16 protein-coding genes are annotated in these 18506 nt (G+C 69.2%); 7 read left to right on the forward strand and 9 right to left on the reverse strand.

The window, feature by feature from the left end; translation table 11 throughout:
- The first annotated feature begins 8 nt into the window (after positions 1-8).
- Positions 9-1526, forward strand: a complete 1518-nt coding sequence (locus tag G361_RS0121515) for a CoA-acylating methylmalonate-semialdehyde dehydrogenase (RefSeq protein ID WP_019929179.1) — start codon at positions 9-11, stop codon at positions 1524-1526.
- Positions 1519-2847: an aspartate aminotransferase family protein gene (locus tag G361_RS0121520; RefSeq protein WP_019929180.1), complete on the forward strand. Its 1329-nt coding sequence runs from the start codon at positions 1519-1521 to the stop codon at positions 2845-2847. The genes G361_RS0121515 and G361_RS0121520 overlap by 8 nt, the downstream gene beginning before the upstream one ends.
- 68 nt (positions 2848-2915) lie before the next feature.
- On the opposite strand, the gene G361_RS0121525 is transcribed toward G361_RS0121520, so the two are convergent.
- The gene (locus G361_RS0121525; protein ID WP_019929181.1) at positions 2916-3683 is read right to left on the reverse strand and encodes a GntR family transcriptional regulator; all 768 of its coding nucleotides are present in this window, start codon (positions 3681-3683) and stop codon (positions 2916-2918) included.
- 147 nt (positions 3684-3830) lie between these two features.
- Here G361_RS0121525 and G361_RS0121530 point away from each other — a divergent pair, with 147 nt between their 5' ends.
- From G361_RS0121530 to G361_RS0121550, 5 genes are all read left to right on the forward strand, one after another.
- Positions 3831-4607, forward strand: a complete 777-nt coding sequence (locus G361_RS0121530) for a S9 family peptidase (protein WP_026343327.1) — start codon at positions 3831-3833, stop codon at positions 4605-4607.
- A gap of 185 nt (positions 4608-4792) precedes the next feature.
- Positions 4793-5113: a hypothetical protein gene (locus G361_RS0121535; RefSeq protein ID WP_019929183.1), complete on the forward strand. Its 321-nt coding sequence runs from the start codon at positions 4793-4795 to the stop codon at positions 5111-5113.
- Complete coding sequence (locus G361_RS0121540; protein ID WP_019929184.1) at positions 5092-5451, forward strand: hypothetical protein; 360 nt, start codon at positions 5092-5094, stop codon at positions 5449-5451. Before G361_RS0121535 ends, G361_RS0121540 begins: the two co-directional genes overlap by 22 nt.
- A gap of 28 nt (positions 5452-5479) precedes the next feature.
- A complete protein-coding gene (locus G361_RS50460; protein ID WP_019929185.1) occupies positions 5480-6064 on the forward strand; it encodes a transglycosylase SLT domain-containing protein in 585 nt (194 codons plus the stop codon).
- A 402-nt stretch (positions 6065-6466) separates the two neighbouring features.
- On the forward strand, positions 6467-7618 hold the full coding sequence (locus G361_RS0121550) for a DUF475 domain-containing protein (protein ID WP_019929186.1): 1152 nt from the start codon (positions 6467-6469) through the stop codon (positions 7616-7618).
- Between the two features lie 237 nt (positions 7619-7855).
- Here G361_RS0121550 and G361_RS0121555 read toward each other — a convergent pair whose 3' ends face one another.
- The 8 genes from G361_RS0121555 to G361_RS0121590 all read right to left on the reverse strand — a co-directional run bounded on the left by G361_RS0121555 (position 7856) and on the right by G361_RS0121590 (position 18270).
- Positions 7856-8368 carry a mycothiol transferase gene (locus G361_RS0121555; protein WP_019929187.1) on the reverse strand — a complete coding sequence of 171 codons (513 nt, stop codon included), beginning with the start codon at positions 8366-8368 and terminating at the stop codon, positions 7856-7858.
- A 73-nt stretch (positions 8369-8441) separates the two neighbouring features.
- A complete protein-coding gene (locus tag G361_RS0121560) occupies positions 8442-9290 on the reverse strand; it encodes an SAM-dependent methyltransferase (RefSeq protein WP_019929188.1) in 849 nt (282 codons plus the stop codon).
- A 93-nt stretch (positions 9291-9383) separates the two neighbouring features.
- Entirely contained in the window at positions 9384-11885 is a 2502-nt protein-coding gene (locus tag G361_RS0121565) for an MFS transporter (protein WP_019929189.1), read from the reverse strand.
- 162 nt (positions 11886-12047) lie between these two features.
- Complete coding sequence (locus tag G361_RS0121570) at positions 12048-12887, reverse strand: DUF72 domain-containing protein (protein WP_026343328.1); 840 nt, start codon at positions 12885-12887, stop codon at positions 12048-12050.
- 85 nt (positions 12888-12972) lie between these two features.
- On the reverse strand, positions 12973-14532 hold the full coding sequence (locus tag G361_RS0121575; protein WP_019929191.1) for a hypothetical protein: 1560 nt from the start codon (positions 14530-14532) through the stop codon (positions 12973-12975).
- Positions 14533-14650: 118 nt separating this feature from the next.
- Positions 14651-14857: a hypothetical protein gene (locus tag G361_RS49630; RefSeq protein WP_155981536.1), complete on the reverse strand. Its 207-nt coding sequence runs from the start codon at positions 14855-14857 to the stop codon at positions 14651-14653.
- A 160-nt stretch (positions 14858-15017) separates the two neighbouring features.
- On the reverse strand, positions 15018-16889 hold the full coding sequence (gene fadD32, locus G361_RS0121585) for a long-chain-fatty-acid--AMP ligase FadD32 (protein WP_155981728.1): 1872 nt from the start codon (positions 16887-16889) through the stop codon (positions 15018-15020).
- Positions 16890-17025: 136 nt separating this feature from the next.
- Complete coding sequence (locus G361_RS0121590; RefSeq protein WP_019929194.1) at positions 17026-18270, reverse strand: KasA/KasB family beta-ketoacyl-ACP synthase; 1245 nt, start codon at positions 18268-18270, stop codon at positions 17026-17028.
- Positions 18271-18506: the final 236 nt, after the last annotated feature.

The following is an 18506-nucleotide window of genomic DNA, read 5'->3' on the forward strand; positions in this document are numbered from 1 at the left end:
GCCCGCTCATGAGCAATCCGATCGTCCACTGGGTGGATGGCGCCGAGTTCACCGGAACCGCCGACAACTGGGCGGATGTCACCAATCCGGCCACCGGCGTGGTGAGCGGCCGGGTCGCCCTGGCGAACGAGGCCGACGCGCAGGCCGTCATCGATGCGGCCGCGCGGGCGAGCAAGGGCTGGGCCGCCACCTCGCTGGCACGCCGCACCCAGATACTCTTCGCGTTCCGCGAACTGCTCAACGCGCGCAAGGACGAACTCGCGCAGCTCATCACCGCCGAACACGGCAAGGTGCACTCCGACGCGCTCGGCGAGATCGCCCGCGGCCTCGAGGTGGTCGAATTCGCCACCGGCATCGCGCATCTGCTCAAGGGCGGGCAGTCGCCGAACGTCTCCACCGGGCACGACGTGCACTCGCGCCGCGAGCCGCTGGGTGTGGTCGGCATCATCAGCCCGTTCAACTTCCCGGCCATGGTGCCGATGTGGTTCTTCCCGATCGCGCTGGCCGCGGGTAACGCCGTGGTGCTGAAGCCGTCGGAGAAGGATCCGTCGGCGGCGCTGTGGCTCGCGCGGCTGTGGCAGGACGCGGGGCTGCCCGCCGGCGTGTTCAACGTGTTGCAGGGCGACAAGACCGCCGTGGACGCGCTGCTGACCAGCCCGGACATCAAGGCGATCAGCTTCGTCGGCTCCACCCCGATCGCGCAGTACGTGTACGAGAACGCCGCGCGCAACGGTAAGCGGGTACAGGCCCTCGGCGGCGCCAAGAACCACATGGTGGTGCTGCCCGACGCCGATCTGGATCTGGCCGCGGACGCCGCCGTCAACGCCGGCTTCGGCTCGGCCGGTGAGCGCTGCATGGCGGTGTCGGTGCTGGTCGCCGTGGACCCGATCGGCGACGAACTGATCGCCAAGATCGCCGAGCGCACCGGCCGGGTCGTGGTCGGCGACGGTACCAAGGGTTACGCGGAGAAGGAGGCGGACATGGGTCCGCTGGTCACCCGCGCGCACCGGGACCGGGTCGCGAACTTCATCGAATCCGGCGAGAAGGCCGGCGCGAAGGTCGTCGTCGACGGCCGCGACGTGCAGGCGCGCGGCGGCGCCGAGGGCTTCTGGCTGGGCCCGACCCTGTTCGACAACGTCACCCCCGACATGGAGATCTACACCGAGGAGATCTTCGGACCGGTGCTGTCGGTGGTCCGCGTCGGCACCTACGACGAGGCGGTGGCGCTGATCAACGCCAACAAGTACGGTAACGGCACCGCGATCTTCACCAACGACGGCGGTGCGGCCCGGCGCTTCGAACAGGACATCCAGGTCGGCATGATCGGCATCAACGTGCCGATTCCGGTGCCGGTGGGCTACTACTCGTTCGGTGGCTGGAAGTCGTCGCTGTTCGGTGACTCGCATGCCTACGGCCCGGAGGGTGTGCACTTCTTCACCCGGGCCAAGGTTGTCACCACCCGCTGGATCGATCCGTCGAACCGCCCCGAGGGCGGCCTGAACCTGGGGTTCCCACGAAATGTCTGACTTCGAGACCCTCACCGAGGACGCCGCTCGCGCCTACGAGCTGGACCAGCGGCACGTCTTCCATTCGTGGGTGGCCCAGGAGGGCCGGACCCCGATGGTCGTCACCAAGGCCGAGGGCTCGTACGTCTGGGACGAGAACGGCGCCAAGCTGCTGGACTTCACCTCGCAGCTGGTGTTCACCAATCTCGGGCACCAGCATCCGCGGATCGTGCGGGCGATCCAGGAGCAGGCGGCCGTTCTCGCCACCGTGGCGCCCGGATATGTCAACGGCACCCGGTCCGAGGCCGCGCGGCTGATCGCCTCGCACACCCCCGAGGGCCTGGACCGGATCTTCTTCACCAATGGCGGCGCCGAGGCCAACGAGCACGCCATCCGGATGGCCCGGCTGCACACCGGCCGGCCGAAGGTGTTGTCGCGCTACCGCTCCTATCACGGCGGCACCCAGCTGACCGTGAACGTGACCGGCGACTGGCGGCGCTGGGCCAACGACCAGGCCACCCAGGGCGTGGTGCACTTCTTCGGCCCGTACAGCTATCGCAGCGCCTTCTCCTCGACCGGCGCGGAGGAGGAATGCCGGCGCGCGCTGGAGCATCTGGAACAGGTCATCGAGCTGGAGGGTCCGGCCACCATCGCCGCGATCATCCTCGAATCGGTCCCCGGCACCGCGGGCATCATGGTCCCGCCGCCGGGCTACCTGCGGGGTGTGCGGGAGCTGTGCGACCGGTACGGGATCGTGTACATCGCCGACGAGGTGATGGCGGGCTTCGGCCGGACCGGTAGGTGGTTCGCGACCGAACACGGCCCGATCGTCCCGGATCTGCTCACCTTCGCCAAGGGGGTGAACTCCGGCTACGTGCCGCTCGGCGGGGTCGCGATCAGCGATCCGATCTACCGGACCTTCGCCGGCCGGGTGTATCCCGGCGGCCTGACCTACTCCGGTCATCCGCTGGCGTGCGCGGCCGCGGTCGCCACCATCGGCGCGATGGAGGACGACCGGGTGGTCGAGCACGCCGCGGCGCTGGGCAAGGAGGTCTTCGGACCCGGCCTCGCCCGCCTCGCGGAGCGGCACGCGTGGATCGGCGAGGCGCGTGGTGTGGGCGCGTTCTGGGCGGTGGAACTGGTCGCCGACCCGGTCACCCGGGAACCGTTGGACGCGGGCGCGATCGGGCGGATCGTGAAGGCCTGCCGCACCGACGGACTGCTGCCGATGGTGAATGCCAATCGGCTGCACCTGGTTCCGCCGCTGACCACCACGACCACCGAGGTGACCACGGCCCTGGAGATCCTGGACCGCGCGCTCGGCTCGGTCGCCGGTAGCTGAGGCGGGCCGATGGCGCGGTGCGCCGCGCCGGCCGCGGGACGATGAAACATGTTCCCGGGGAAGGGAATTCACGACCTCCCCGGGAACGTGGCCGGATCCGGGGCGGTGCCTGCCGGCGGCGGTCCGCCGTCGCCGAGTTCGACCACCACCCGCACCGCGTCGGTGCGGTTCCAGGCCTCGCGGTAGAGCAGCGGGCGGCCGCTGTCGGCATCGCGGCTGAGACTTTCGATGTGCCACACCGGAATTCCCTGGTCGATACCGAGTTCGACCGGAACCACCCGGGGCGGGACGTCCAGGCTGACCCGGCACCAGGATCGCACCGGCTGCACGCGGCCCAGTTGCCGCAGTGCGAGTTCCAGCGATTCCACCGTGCGCAGCGCCAGATCCAGATCGGCGGCGACCTCGACCGGGATCCACTCCTGGATCCAGCCGGCCGGTACGTCGTCGATGTAGTCGAGCCGGATCACATGATGCACCGGGGTGCCGGCCGGCACCTCCAGCAACAGCGCCGGCTCGGCGGGCAGCGGCATCCGCTCGGTCACCTTCACCCGGGATCGGGGCACCGCACCGGCCGCGCGGACCGTGGCGCCGAACGACGGCTGCCGATCGTGCGAGATGACGTAGTCGATGCGGCGGTTGACGAAGGTGCCCGCGCCCTGCACCCGCCGCACCACCAGCCGCCGTTCCAGTTCCTGCAGGGCCGACCGCGACGCCGCCCGGCCGACCCCGAACCGGGCCGCGATGTCGTGTTCGCTCGCGACCCGGGTACCGGGCCGGCAGTCGGCCAGCTCGCCGGCCAGTTGATCGGCGATCTCCAGATAGCGCGTGGATTTCACAGAGCTCACGGTGCCGCCCGGTCCCGTCCGGACAACTGCGTGGTGGCGAATCCGGCCGTTCACCGAGATGAACACTCGAGACGCTCGCCCGGGGAAGGCGGTCCGGCCCGGGGCACCTCCGGGATCGAGGCCGTAATGTCGCATTCCATGTCAGTCGCCACGCCCGTCACGACCATCGCCTACGGCGCCGATCCGGCGCAGGTCGCCGACCTCTACCTGCCGCAACGGTCCGATCCGGCGCCGCTGGTGCTGCTGTTGCACGGCGGCGGCTGGCGCGCGCAGTACGACCGCGCGATCACCGGCCCGACGGCCGGGGCACTGGCCGCGGCCGGGTACGCGGTCGCCAACGTCGACTATCGGCGGCTCGGCAACGGCGGTGGCTTCCCGGCCACATTCCTGGATACGGCGGTCGCCCTCGATCTGCTGCCGAACCTGATCGACGCGGTCGCTCCCGGCCGCGTCGACCGCGAACGCATCGTCTACGCCGGGCATTCGGCGGGCGGGCAGCTGGCGCTGTGGGCGGCGATGCGCGACCGGGCGCCGCTCGGCTTCCCGTGGAAGACGTTCACGCCGCCGCGGATCGCGGGCGTGGTGGCCCTCGCGCCGGTGGCCGATCTCACCGCCGCGTACCACGCCGATCGGGGCACCGGGACGATCGCCGAACTGCTCGGCGGCGGCCCGACCGAGGTCGCAGCCCGATACGCGGCGGTGGACCCGTTCCTGCTCGGCGGGCCCGGGGTCCGCACGATCGTCGTGCACGGTGATCGCGACGACCACGTGCCGATCGAGATCGCCCGCGACTACTGCGCGAAGGCCGGTGCGGAACTGGTCGAACTGCCCGGCGCGGGCCATTTCGAACTCACCGATCCGAACTCCGCGACCTGGCCCGCGGTCGTCGGCGCCATCGCGCGCTGCGTGGCCTGATCCGCCGGCGGAACATCGGCGACATCGCACCGGACACGGACGATCGGCCCGACACGGTCGAATCCGTCGACATCCCATTCCTGCCGACACGCGGCTCCGGATAGCCGACATCCGGATTCACTAGTGGTTTGCTCTGATCGCGTTACCGACTTTCGTGATCAGTGGAATCGCCGAAAGGAACGCCGATGCCGACATTGCCGTCGTTACCCCGCGTCGCCGGGCGCATCGCTCTCACCAGCGCCGTGGCGCTGGTCGGACTGTCCGCCTGGGCCGCACCGGCCCTCGCGGAATGTGACACCGTCTGTACCGATCCGGGCCCGGACGCCACCGTGTCCACGGATTCGCCGGAATACACCGACGATTCACCGCTGGGTGGTCTGTCCACGGCCGATATTCTGCGGGCCTTCAGCGATCCGACCCTCACCTACGGCGGGCCGTTGCAGATGCGGCCGCATCATTGCCGCGTAGCGGACGGGGGAACGCCGTGCCGGCCCTCCGGCCACTGACGGCGGCCGCCGCCGGGATCGCGGTGGTGGCGGTGATCGGCTCGATCACCTGGTGGGCGACCGCCGCGACCGCGGCGGAGCCGGCCGTCACGGGGACGCCGTTCCACGAATCGGATCCGAACACCTCGCCGCGGGACAACCCGGACAACAACCAGGAGGACGTCCCCGACAATCCGGGCAGTCCGGAATCCGAAGACAACGACGTCCCGGGCGGAATGGATTTCCCCCAGGGCGAGGAGACGATCCCGGGCGGGACGGACGAACAGCCGCCGCTCGAGGATGTCCCGCCGGGCGCCGCGGGCCCGAACAGCAACACCTGGAACTCGGCGGGCCGGTGACCACATGCGACCTTCGAGGAGAGTTCCCATGAACAGGCGTCAGCGCTGGAATGCCGGGGTGTGTGCGGCCGGGTTCGTCGTCGGGGCCGTCCTCACCACCGGGGTGCTCGCGTGGCAGTCCGCCCCGGCGGCGGCCGTGGCCTGCACCGATCTGTGCCCGATCATCGAGGGCCGGCCCGATCCCGGAGCGGCCACCGAACAGCCGCCGGAGGTGGACGCGGCCGACCGTGACCTGGCCGCCGACGGCAGCGGCCCCCGGCAGGATCAGGTGCTGCGCTCGGATGCCGGACTGACCGAGATGCTGTCGCAATTCCTGCCCGGCTTCCGGGTCGCGCCGCAGGCGATCGCGCGAGTCATCGTGCCGCCCAACCAATTCGACTCGTTCGATCAGATCATCACGCACGAGAGCAGTTGGAACGTGTTCGCGATCAACCCGTCCAGCGGCGCCTACGGTCTGCCGCAGGCGCTGCCGGCGTACAAGATGTTCAGCGCCGGCATGGACTGGCCGGTCAATCCGGTCACCCAGATCCGCTGGGCCTACGAGTACATGAACCAGCGCTACGGCAGTCCGAACGCCGCCTGGGCGTTCTGGCAGAAGCACCACTGGTACTGAAATCCGCTGCCCCGCCCGGTGTTCCGGGCGGGGCAGCCTCGTTCGGCCGGGTGGCGCTGCGCCGGGTGCGGCGGACGGACACCCGGCAACCTCGGCGGGGTTGCGCGAAAGTGGCGATCCGGGCGGGATCGGCGGGGGCCGGCGACGGCCACCGGTAGCGATACGGCGTATTTCGCGCCTCGCTCGTGAGTCGATCGACGGCCGCTGTCCACCGCCCGCGCTGCCTTCTCGCTGCCACGACGATGCCTCGACGCCGCCATGTAACCCTGGAGACGTTGTCGCGCCCCCAGAACAACTGGCACAATCGGCGTGGGTCTCGGGAATTACACAGCTTCGTGATCCGTCTGTTCGAACAACCCTCGTGAGGCACCCCGCAGCAGGGCTGACGAAAGGCGCAGCGTCATGTTCGTGCGAGTGTTCACCCCGTCGTTTCTCGTCGCAGGACTGGCATTGGCGGCCGCCGCTTGGTATGGCGGACCACAGGCGCTGATTCTGACCGCCGTGCTGGGTGTGCTGGAGATATCGCTCTCGTTCGACAACGCCGTGGTGAATGCCGCTGTGCTGGAACGGATGAGCCAGTTCTGGCAACGGATGTTCCTCACCGTCGGCGTGGTCGTCGCGGTGTTCGGCATGCGGCTGCTGTTCCCGCTGGCCGTGGTCGCCGTGGGGGCCCACATCGGCCCGCTGCGGGCCCTGGAGCTGGCGCTGAACCCACCGGCCAACGGGGCCGGTGCATTTCCGGACGGGCGGCTGAGTTACGAGGCGCTGCTCGCCGACGCCAACCCGAAGATCGCCACCTTCGGCGCCGTATTCCTGCTGCTGTTGTTCCTGAACTTCGTCTGCGCCGAACGGCCGGTGACCTGGTTGTCCTGGCTGGAGCGGCCGCTGGCGCGGCTCGGCCGGTTCCCGATGTTCCCGGTTACCGTCACGCTGATGCTGCTGGTACTCACCGCCGGCTTCATCGCCCCCGACGACAAGGCCGATGTGGTCATGGTGGCCGGCACGCTGGGCATGGTCACCTATTTCGTCGTCGACGGCCTCGGCGCGCACTTCGAGAACGAGCAGGCGGGCCGCACCGGGCCGTCCAGGGCGGCGCTGGCCACCGGCCGCGCGGCGTTCTTCGGATTCCTGTACCTGGAAGTGCTCGACGCCTCGTTCTCCTTCGACGGCGTGATCGGATCCTTCGCCATCACCGCCGATCCGATCATCATCGCGCTCGGCCTCGGCCTGATCGGCGCGATGTTCGTCCGCTCCATCACGATCTATCTGGTCCGCAAGGGCACCCTGTCGGAGTACGTCTACCTGGAGCACGGCGCGCACTGGGCCATCGGCGCGCTGGCCCTGGTGCTGCTGTACTCCAGCGGCCACCACGTGAACGAGGTCGCCACCGGCCTGATCGGTGTGGCAATCATCACCGCCGCCTTCGTCAGCAGCCTCGTGCACAACAAGCGCAGCCGGGTCCGCACCGAAGAAGACGCACCTGCGGAGCACCATCTATTGGCTGTCACCGACAGCGCGGACAACATCATCGCCCCGGAAGGTACCGTCGTCTGACCCGGCCCAGCCGGAGCTGGTATCTCCGGAGCCGGTCCCCGCGGAGCGAGAGCCGGCCGGCGCCGGACAGTCCACCCACGGAAGATCCGGGCCCGCACCGGGATTCGAGACCGGCACGCCCGCGAAGGAACCGGCTGTGTCCCTGGTGTCGCGGTTCTTCGCGTGGCGGTCCGTCCTCGCGCGGGCCTTCGTGTCGCGGAACTCGCAGCGGAGATCCCGGCCGGAACAGGGACTGAGTTATCCGGCGCGCAAAATGACGCCGCGCAGAAAGGCCGCTTGACCGGCGTGCTGCAGATCGTCGCTGATGACGCTCACCAACCGGACACCGAGCGTCACCGGCGGATCCCAGCGGGTGTCGACGACGCGGTCAAGATCGGCATCGGACAGGGTGGCGAGATAGCGCAGCGTCTGCTCGTGGACCGCATCGTAATAACCGGTCAGTAGCTTTCCCGTGGTGCGGATCACCGCGACCTGCTCGGCGCCGTCGCCGTAGCCGGTGGCGTGCGGGTCGATGGGCAGTCCGAAGCGCTCGAACCAGCCCTGCCCGGTCCAGACCTGATCGACGCCGGCCACCTCGGACACATGATCGTCCTGGACCCGGGTCAGATGCCAGACCAGCCAGGCGATGGAGTTGGCCGCCGGATCGACCTGGTAGGCCAGGTCGGCCTCCTCGAACTCGCCGACCGCCTCGTACACCACCTCGCGGATCCGCCCGAACGCATCTGTCAGTACATCGGCCGTCGTCGCCATGACTCACCTCCGCCTCGAATGAACGTCGCCGCCAACCGTACTCCGCGGGACCGACAATCCGGCGGCAGCGAATTCAGGACTTCACGGCCCGGACACAGCGCTCGACATCGCTGACCGGCTCGGTGCGGCCCGCCGCCGTCAGACAGCGGGTGCGGTATTCGGCCGCGCCGGCCTGCTCGGTCTGCTGCCAGCCGTATTCGGCGAGCAGGTCCGGCACCTGCGCCGGCGTCAGTCCGAACTTCCAGATCGGATCACGAATCACGAAGCGCTGCCGCATCTTCGGCGCGTCGTAGAGATTCGTGCCGTCGAGGAAATCCTGCTGCACGTAGGTGAATCCGAGCGTGCTGCCCGGCGCCGCGCCCGCCAGCACCGCGAGCGTGGACCGGACCGCCGCCTCGGTCAGATATTGGGTGACCGCCTCCCACACGAATATCGTCCGGCTCGCGGGCCGCCAGCCCGCCTGCGTCAGCACGGCCCTGAGATCATCGGTCCCGAAATCGATCGGTACCGCGGACACCGTGTCCGGCAACGTGATTCGTCTCCGCTTCGCCACGATGTTCGCCGGCTTGTCCAGTTCGAAATCCGGTATCCCGCGCGGTACCGCCAGCCGCAGCCCGCGGGTGTCGAATCCCGCGCCGAGCAGCACCAGCGCTTCCGCCCCGGCGTCCAGCGCCGCGGTCACCTGTTCGTCGAGATACCTTTTGCGGCAGGCGATCCCGGCCCAGACTCCCGGCGCCTCGCGCTCCATCGCCGCCACCAGCATGCGCCGCACGAGCCCGGCCCGCAGCAGCGCCCGCGCCGGTCCCGGCAGCATGTGCTGCGCGATTTCGTCTGTGCACAAACGCTTTCCGGCCGGCAACTGCCACTCGGCCGCCGCGATCAGGATGGGCCCCACCGCGGTGTCGGCCACCTTGTCCGCCATCGTCGTCCCCTCGAAGCTCGAAACCGTGCGATCCGCTCGCCTGCCCGAATTCGGGTCCAGGCTACCGGCGCCGGGCCGTCCGCCGGGTGCGTGTCAGACCGAGGTCTCGTAGCCCAGCCATACGTCGTGGGTGACCTCGCCGCCGGTGATCGTGACGGTGCTGCGCACCGAGGGGTAGCCGCGGGCCACCACGGTGTAGTCGCCCTCGGGCAGGTCGGGGACGAGGTAGTGGCCCAGATCGTCGGTGCGGGTGGCGGCGATCGGCACGCCGCCGGCGTCGAGGACGGTCACCTCCGCGTCGGGCACGACCCGGCCCCGGGCCCAGGCCGAACCGGCCAGGACCGCCATCGAGGCCAGTTCCAGGTCGTGACGGAGCAGGCCGGTGTCGGGCACGGTGAGCGTGGCGGCCGCGGGGCGGAGGTGAGGTGCGACGGCGACCAGGGTGTAGTGGCCGGGAATCACCCCGTGGCAGACGTAGCGGCCGTCCTCGCCGGTGACCACCGTGCCGATCACCTCGCCGTGCGAATCGGTCAGGGTGACGGTGGCGCCGGACAGCAGGTCGCCGCGTCCGGATCGCACCACGCCGGACACCTCGGCGGCGCCGGGCAGCGTGATGTCCAGGGTCTGCGGACGCTCGCCGACGGTCACGCTCATCGCCGCCGGGCGGTGCCCGAGCGCCGACACGATCAGCACATAGCCGGCGTGATCCGGTGCGGCGATGCGATATTCGCCGTCGGAGCGGCACACCGCGCGGGCCACCTGCCGGCCGAGCGGGTCGATCAGGGTGAGCACCGCGGCCGGGACCGGATGGCCGTCGTCGCGCCGGATGTGACCGATCAGCGGATGCCCGTCCTCGTGGGGCGAATCCGGCACGGCCACAGGCGATGTCGCGGCCCAGTGGGCCGGGTCGGCCTGCCGGGCCACCATCGGTTCCACGGCGGGTGCGGCGGTCTCCGGACGGGCCGGCGCGGGCTCGGCGCGCAATTCCTCACGGACGGGGACATCTTCGCTCACATGCACCGGAACATCCTGCAGCGGAATCTCTTTCATGAAGACGAGCACCAGGCAGGCGGCCAGCGCGACCCCGGCGCCGGCGTAGAAGACCCCCTGCAGCGATTCGGTGAAGCCGGTCAGTACCGGCCGGCGGACGGCCGCGGGCAGCGCGGCGATACCGCTGGTGTTGCTCTGCAATCGGCTCAGTTCCCCGCCGTCGAAGCCGGCCGGCAGCCGCCCGCCGAACGCGGCGACGATCCGGTGCGGGAGCAGGTTGAACATGATGGTGAGGAATACCGCCACGCCGAGCGTGCCGCCCATCTGGCGGCAGAACGTCGCGGTCGCGGTGGAAACGCCCATATCCGAACGGGGACCGGCGTTCTGGGCCGCGGTGATCAGGGTCTGCATGCACCCGCCCAGGCCGAATCCGATCACCAGGCTGTACGCCAGCGGCTGCCACAGCGGGCTGTCGTAGTGCACCTGCGCGTACAGCGCGGCGCCGACGGCGATCACGAAAGTGCCCAGCACCGGCTGGATCTTGTATCGCCCGGTGGTGCGGGTGAGCTGCCCCGCCAGCTGGGAGCCGATCATGATGCCCAGCACCAGCGGCAGCATCAGCAGACCGGACTTGGTCGGCGAGAAACCGCGCACCACTTGCAGATACAGCGGCACCATGGAGATCGCGCCGAACATGGCGACGCCGACGATGAAGCCGCCCAGGATCGTCACCGCGAACGTCGAATTGCCGAACAGCCGCAACGGGATCAGCGCCGCGTCGCGCATGAGGTATTCGACGAGGACGAAGGACAGCAGCCCGGCGACGGCGATCCCGTAGCAGAGCAGCGCCCGGTGCGAGGTCCAGCCCCAGCCCCGGCCCTGTTCGGCCACGACCAGCAGCGGCACCACGCAGACGGTGAGCAGCACCGCCCCGAACCAGTCGACCCGATGCCGCTGCCGCGGATGCGGCACGTTCAGCACCCGCGCCACCACGATCAGCGCGAGGACGCCGACCGGCACGTTCACCAGGAACACCCAGCGCCAGCCCGACAATCCCCACAGCCGATCGTAATTCGAGAACAGCCCGCCGAGCACCGGCCCGAGCACGGTCGCCGAACCGAACACCATCATGAAGTAGCCCTGGTACCGCACCCGCTCCCGGGCGGGCACGATATCGCCGATGATGGTGAACGCCAACGACATCAGGCCGCCGGCCCCCAGCCCCTGGAAGGCCCGGTAACCGGCCAGCTGATACATCGTGCCGGCGAATGTGCATGCGGCCGAACCGATCACGAACAATCCGATGGCGACCGAGTAGAACGGCTTGCGGCCGTAGATGTCGGCCAGCTTGCCGTACAGCGGCGTGGAGATCGTGGCGGTGATCAGATAGGCCGTGGTGGCCCAGGCCTGTTGGTCGAAACCGTGCAGGCTGTTGGCGATCTTCACGATCGCCACGCTCACGATGTTCTGGTCCAGGGCCGCCAGGAAGATGCCCAGCAGCAGGCCGGAGAGAACGGTGAGAATCTGCCGATGCGACAGTGACGCGCTCGCATCACTCACCGGGACCGTCGGCGAAGCCGGTTCCCGGGTCGTCGAATTCGTCATATGCAGGCCTGCTTCGGTTCGCGAGGGACAGTTGCCGTACTGCGGTCGAGCCGATCGAGCACACGCTTGTCGAACCTGAAGAAATTCCCACCCCTGGCGGTAACTATAACCGATGCCAGTGTGCCGCAAGCCATCCGGTCCCGGACGGGGGCAGGCGGACGCTCAGAACAGCGTCATCGGCTCGGTCGGCGCCGGTTCGGGCAGCGGATCGAGTCCGGGCACTTCCGCCACCACCTCGGCGTGGAAACGGCGGGCCAGTGACAGTGATTCGGCGTTGTCGGGCGTATGGATGAATATCGTCGGCGACCGGCCCTCGCGCAACCAGTCGGCAACGGCCGTCACCCAGGGCCGCCAACCGGCGACGGTCGCGCCGTGATCGTCGCGGCCGATGTAGCGCACGATCGGATGTTCGGTCAACGCCCGCATGTGCCGCGGCACCCGCGGCTTCTTCGACCACGCGTCCCGTTCGGCGGGGCTGGTGGGACGCGCGGCGAACAGGACGGTGGTGTCGAACGGCAGCCATTCCGCGCCCGCGCGATCGAGCAACTGCGCCAACTGTTCCCGCGCCCGCGGATCCTCGAAGAAGGCCGGATGCCGGACCTCCACCGCGGTCCGGTGTCCGTCCGGCAGGGCCCGCAGCAGCCCCCACAGCGCGCCGAGATCGGTGGGGCCGAACGAGGCGGGCAGTTGCACCCACAGCGCGTGCAGCCGCGAGCCCAGCGGTTCGACGGCGGTGAGGAATTCGCGCAGTTCCGGCTCGGCGCCGCGCAGGCGCCGCTCGTGGGTCACCGCGCGCGGCAGCTTCAGCACGAACCGGAAATCGGCCGCGGTCTGCCGCGCCCAGGACTCGACGGTCTGCCGGGTGGGGGTGGCGTAGAAGGTGGTGTTGCCCTCGACCGCGTTGCACCAGTTCGCATAGCCGCGCAGGCGTTCCCGCGGGTTCGGCTGCCGGTCCTGCCAGGCCGGATGCGTCCACTGCGCACACCCCACGTGAAGCTCCACGCCTGTGACCCTACTGCCGGGCCCCGACAGTGATCCATGGCCGGACCGCGGTAGTGATCCATGGGTCTCGCTGCGGTGTCGCGGACTAGCCGGCCTGCGCGGGCTCGTCCACGGTGGTGCGGCGGGAACGGGTGGGCCGGCTGTTCTGCCGGAAGAACAGCACGTTCTCCCCCGAGTCCGACAGCGGACGGGACTGGCTCTCCTGCCGGATCCCGCTGCCCGGCAGGTGGGTCAGCTTGGCGAACATGGCGGTGTTGCCGAAGGCGGCCCGCACCTGGGTCTCCGACGCGTAGTCGGCGCCGTACTCGGCCAGCGCCGCGAAGTCGATGGGCGCCAACGGCCGATCGAGCGCGGACTGTCCGGCCGGGCGGCCCAGCGCGGCGTAGTTGCTCGCGAAACCGTCCTCGTACCAGCACAATTCGTATGCCAGGTTCTCCGTGCTGTTCACCGCCAGCACCGGCCACTGCTGCGAAAGCCGCAGTGCCAGTGGATGTCTGCCCAGCGGGGTGAGTTCCCAGAACAGGCTCTTGACCGCGATCCAGTTACCGCCCGTGCGTTCCACGAGCACCACGTCGTCGCCGAGTTCCATGGCGGTGTTCAGCTCGGGATCCGGCATGCCCCAATGGGATTTGTGCACCCCGAGGAATGCGGTGCTGCCCACCGGATAGGCCCCGGCGTCGGCGTAGGCCTCCAGGACTGCGGCCCGCACCAGACCCACCGCGTCCGGTTCGGAGCACAGTACGGTCAGCGCGCCGAAGGAGGCGGAGATCTCCACCGGTTTGGACGGCGGATCGGCCAGCGCGCCCGCGGCCAGCGGCTTGAGCCCGATCAGGCCCAGCTTCCAGTTGATCTCCTCGATGGTGGTGAGATCGCCGTCGGTCTGGTACAGGATCTGCTGCTGGGTGAGATAGCCGGCCCGCTCCAGGGTCTGGCAGTCCAGTTTCGCCAGCGCCGTCTGGGTCTTGCTGGTGAAGTCGATCTCCTCGATGCGGGTGTCCCGCAACCGGGTGGTCATCGCAGGCGAGGTCCACGCCGCGTACCGCTCCCGATAGGTGGCCAGCGCCTGCTTGCGCTGCCGGCCGATCATCAACGTGCGCAACAACAGATTCAGGCTCGACAGGTAGCGGGCCGCCTGATCGGGATTGGCCGCGAACAGGCCCGCGCGGATGCGCACCGCCTCCTCGCTGGCCGCGACGGCGGTGTCCGGATCGAGCCGGATGAGCCAGACGCCGCATTTGGACAGACCGTCGGCGCAGACCGCCGCCGCCGCCGGATACTGCCGTGCCACATGGCGATACGCGTCGCAGGCCTTGCGGATGGTCGCGGTCGCCAGCTCGCGGTGGCCGATGGTGCGGGCGGCCTCCTCGAACAGCCGCAGCGCCTCCTGGACCTGCCCGGCGAACTGGGCCGTCACCCGGCCGCCGACCAGGTGCCGCAGCCTGATCAGCACCGCCTCCTGCGCGGGCTCCAGCGCGGCGGGCGCGCGGTCGCGATCGGACCCGTTGCTCTTGGTGGCGATGAAGGCCCGGGCCAGTTCGCACAGGGAGGTGGCCAATCGCAGGTCGGCATCGACCGTCCGCTCCTGCGCCGCGGTCCGCCGATCGTCGGCGACCTGCTGTTCGATCGCGCTCAGCTCCACGGCCATACCAACTCCCGCAATGTGGACACGGTCGTCGGCCCGGCCGCATCGTGCCTGCCGAGTCTGCCACAGATGCGGCCCGGTCAGCACACCGAACGAGGGGTCCGATGCGGGACCTTCCGGGCTACCCGGAGCGGCGGCGACGCGAGCTGTCGGGGACGAGATGCCCCGCGCTCACCAGCGCCTCGTAGGCGGCGCGCTTGTTGCGACAGCTGTCCGTACCGCAACCGGCGTGGACCTGCATGACGCGGTGTGCGCGCGCGAGCGTCAGCGGCCGGATCGGCGTCGAATGTGCCGCCACCGCAAGCAATTCGGCTAACGAGTAATCCATATGGCCAGCCCCTTGTGCCGTCACACGGAACCTGAAGTAGCTCCATATTAGCTCACGATTCGGCAAATCCCTTGGGACAGGCGCGGACACCGGCGTGTCCGGGAGGCGAGGCGCGCTGGCAGCCACGAACGCGAGCCACCAGCGCGCCGGATGCGGTGGCTCAGTCCGTCGCGTCGGGGAAGGACTGCTGCCGGTGACTGCCGCGCAGGTTGCCCTCCAGATACGCTGTGCGGCAAGCACCCCGGGCCAGTTTGCCGCTGGAGGTCCGCGGAATCGAGCCCGCCGGCACCAGCAGCAGATCCCGCACCGCGAGCCCGTGCAGCCGCGCGATCGCCGTCCGCACCGCCTCGACGATGGGTTCGGGATCGGCCTTGGCGGCGCCGCTGCCGCGTTCGGCCACGATCACCAGCTGCTCCCCGACCTCGTCCGGCGATCCGTCGCGGACCTCCTCGGGCAGTTCCTCGGCCGCGACCGAGAACGCCGCGACGAACCCCGGCCGCAGTCCGGTCGACGCCTCCTGGGCCGTGTTCTCCAGATCCAGCGGATAGTGGTTGCGGCCGTCGATGATCACCAGATCCTTGACCCGGCCGGTGATGAACAGCTCGCCGCGGTGATAGGCGCCCAGATCGCCGGTGCGCATCCAATCGCCTTCCGCGACAACACCTTCGGCATGACTGGTGGGCTGGCGCGCGCTGAGCCGGTTGCGGAAGGTGGCCTCGGACTCCTCGGGTCTGCCCCAGTAGCCGATGCCGAGATTGTTTCCGTGCAACCAGATTTCGCCGATATCGCCGTCGGGCAGTTCGGAACCGGTGGCGGGATCGACGATCACGCCCCACTCCGAACGCGCCATGTACCCGCACGACACCTGTGCCACCGCGCTGTCCGCGTCGGCGTCGACCTCGACCATGCGCCCGGCGTTCAGTTCGGCGCGATCGACGTAGATCACCTTGGGCTCGTCCTGGATCCGCTGCGACGAGACGAACAGCGTGGCCTCGGCCATGCCGTAGCACGGCATGATCGCCGTCTTCGGCAGCCCGAAGGCCACGAACGCGTCGTTGAACTTCTTCATCGACGACGGTGACACCGGCTCGCTGCCGTTGATGATGCCGATCACATTCGACAGGTCGAGCGTGTCGCCGCCCTTCGGCAGGCCGCGTAGCGCGGCGTGCTCGAAGGCGAAATTCGGTGCGGCGGAGAAGATCGCGGCGCCGTCGTTGGCCTCGGCGCTCATCGCCCACAGCCACCGGTACGGCCGCCGCACGAACGCGCTGGGCGACATCAGGGTGACCGAACCGGCCCGGACCACGGGCAGGATCACGAACAGCAGGCCCATGTCGTGGAACAACGGCAGCCAGCTGACCCCGGTGGTGCCCTCCTCGAGGTCGAGCGCGTCGATCATCTGCAGGAGGTTGGTGCCCACCGAGCGGTGCGTGATCTCGACACCCGTGGGGGTGCGGGTGGATCCCGAGGTGTACTGCAGGTAGGCGACGCTCTCGTTGTCGATGTCCGGCCGCGCCCACTGCCCGGCCACGCTGTCGGGTATCGCGTCGACGGCGATCACCCGCGGCCGCCGGGCCGCCGGATAGGCCGCGAAGAACTCGCGGACCCCGGCCGCGGATCCCGCCGTCGTGAGGATGGCGATCGGCGCGCAGTCGCGCAGCACCGTGTGCAGCCGGTCGATATGCCCGGGTTCGCCCGGATCGAACAGCGGCACCGCGATGTTGCCGGCGAAGACGGCGGCGAACAGCGACACGACGTAGTCCAGGCCCTGCGGCGCCAGAATCGCCACCCGCTCACCCGGTTTCGTCACCTGTTGCAGCCGCGCCGCCACCGCTCGTGCGCGCCGGGCGAACTGCGCCCAGGTGAGCTCGTGCACCTCACCGTCGCGTTCGCGCGAATAGTCGATGAAGCGGTAGGCGAGCAGGTCGCCGCGCTCGGCCGCGTTGCAGTCGACGAAATCGATCATGGTCCATTCGCTCTGGACCACGATATTGCCCGATTCGTCCAAGAAGTCTTCAAATGTCTCGCCGATCATTTCCTATCCTTTTTCACGCACGGCTCTCGGCCGGACGATGACACGAAAACGAACACAGATCGACACCGAAGTCCGAAGATTAGCAGGAGTTCGGCGGCGTCATGCAATGTTGGGCAGTGTTTGCCGATGCTACTCAATATCGTCCGAATGCCAGGGAGACGTTGTGGCCGCCGAAGCCGAAGGAGTTGTTGACGGCGTAGTCGATTCGACCGGGCCTGGCCTGCCCGGATACGACGTCGAGATCGATTTCCGGATCCTGATTGTCCAGATTCAGTGTGGGCGGGACGATTCCGTCCCGAATGGTCAGAACGGTCAATACCGACTCCAGCGCGCCCACCGCGCCGATGGAATGTCCGAGTGCCGATTTGGGCGCGTACACCGAGGCGTGCGCGCCGATCGCGGACGAGATCGCGCGCGCCTCGGCGGTATCGCCGATCGGCGTGCCGGTGGCGTGCGCGTTCACATGTGCCACATCCTTTTTCGACAGGCCCGCGGTCTCGAGTGCGCGGGTGATCGACCGCGCCGCGCCGCGGCCCTCCGGATCGGGGGCCACCAGATGGAATCCGTCGGAGGTGACGCCCGCGCCGAGCAGCCGCGCGATGATGTTGGCGCCGCGCGCCTTCGCGTGCGCCTCGGTCTCGACGACCATCAGCGCCGCCGCCTCGCCGAAGACGAAGCCGTCGCGCGCCGCGTCGAACGGGCGGGAGGCCCGCTTGGGATCGTCGTTGCGGGTGCTCATCGCGCGCATCATCGAGAACGCCGCGATCGGCAGGGCCTGGATCGACCCCTCGACGCCACCGGTGACGACCATGTCGGCGTCGCCCATGACCACCATCTTCCAGGCGTTGGCGATCGCCTCCGAACCCGACGAACAGGCCGAGACCGGCGTGGAATACCCGGCCTTGGCGCCGAGTTCGATGCCGACGGTCGCCGCCGGCCCGTTCGGCATGATCATCGGCACGGCCAGCGGCCGCACCCGGCGGTAGCCGCTCTTCTCCATCCGGAGGTGAGCTTCGATGAAGACCTCGGCGCCACCGAGCCCGGTCCCGATCGATACGCCCAGCCGCTCCGGATCCACCTCCGGGCGACCGGCGTTGCTCCACACCTCCCGCCCCAGGACCAGCGCCATCCGCTGCAGGTAGGAGTGCCTGCGGTACTCCTCGTTCGGCAGCAGCGTGTCGGGATTCACCTTGAGGTGCCCGCCGATTCGCACCGGCAGACCGAACCTGTCCACGAAATCGTCCTCGAGGACGTCGATGCCGCTCTCTCCGTTGAGAAGGCCCTTCCACGTGGAGTCGACATCGCCGGCGATCGACGTTGTTGCCGCGACACTGGTGACGACGACATCTGGATAGCTCATGGTGCTGGAAATCGTCATACTCGGCTCACTTTCGGTGGCAACACTGCGGCGAATACACACTGAAGGTGACGCCGAATCCGGCGAAAACGGTGGGAAGCGGACACCTCCACGCCGTCGCCCGGATCACCCGGGACACCTTCAACAGGAGCTTCATCCTCTTTATTGCGACGCGCCCCCGATCCTTACCGGGTTCGGCCGTGACCGGTCTACATTATCGTGGCGAAGCTTGCGGACCCAACCGCATGACACGCAGC

The organism is Nocardia sp. BMG111209 (genome assembly GCF_000381925.1).
Classification (GTDB): Bacteria; Actinomycetota; Actinomycetes; order Mycobacteriales; family Mycobacteriaceae; genus Nocardia.

What these genes read in the sequence shown, in the direction of transcription:
- G361_RS0121515 (WP_019929179.1), top strand. Translation starts at nt 9, where the DNA reads ATGAGCAATCCGATCGTCCACTGGGTGGATGGCGCCGAGTTCACCGGA.
- G361_RS0121520 (WP_019929180.1), top strand. Translation starts at nt 1,519, where the DNA reads ATGTCTGACTTCGAGACCCTCACCGAGGACGCCGCTCGCGCCTACGAG.
- G361_RS0121530 (WP_026343327.1), top strand. Translation starts at nt 3,831, where the DNA reads ATGTCAGTCGCCACGCCCGTCACGACCATCGCCTACGGCGCCGATCCG.
- G361_RS0121535 (WP_019929183.1), top strand. Translation starts at nt 4,793, where the DNA reads ATGCCGACATTGCCGTCGTTACCCCGCGTCGCCGGGCGCATCGCTCTC.
- G361_RS50460 (WP_019929185.1), top strand. Translation starts at nt 5,480, where the DNA reads ATGAACAGGCGTCAGCGCTGGAATGCCGGGGTGTGTGCGGCCGGGTTC.
- G361_RS0121550 (WP_019929186.1), top strand. Translation starts at nt 6,467, where the DNA reads ATGTTCGTGCGAGTGTTCACCCCGTCGTTTCTCGTCGCAGGACTGGCA.
- G361_RS0121555 (WP_019929187.1), bottom strand. Translation starts at nt 8,368, where the DNA reads ATGGCGACGACGGCCGATGTACTGACAGATGCGTTCGGGCGGATCCGC.
- G361_RS0121560 (WP_019929188.1), bottom strand. Translation starts at nt 9,290, where the DNA reads ATGGCGGACAAGGTGGCCGACACCGCGGTGGGGCCCATCCTGATCGCG.
- G361_RS0121565 (WP_019929189.1), bottom strand. Translation starts at nt 11,885, where the DNA reads ATGACGAATTCGACGACCCGGGAACCGGCTTCGCCGACGGTCCCGGTG.
- G361_RS0121575 (WP_019929191.1), bottom strand. Translation starts at nt 14,532, where the DNA reads ATGGCCGTGGAGCTGAGCGCGATCGAACAGCAGGTCGCCGACGATCGG.
- G361_RS49630 (WP_155981536.1), bottom strand. Translation starts at nt 14,857, where the DNA reads ATGGATTACTCGTTAGCCGAATTGCTTGCGGTGGCGGCACATTCGACG.
- G361_RS0121590 (WP_019929194.1), bottom strand. Translation starts at nt 18,270, where the DNA reads ATGACGATTTCCAGCACCATGAGCTATCCAGATGTCGTCGTCACCAGT.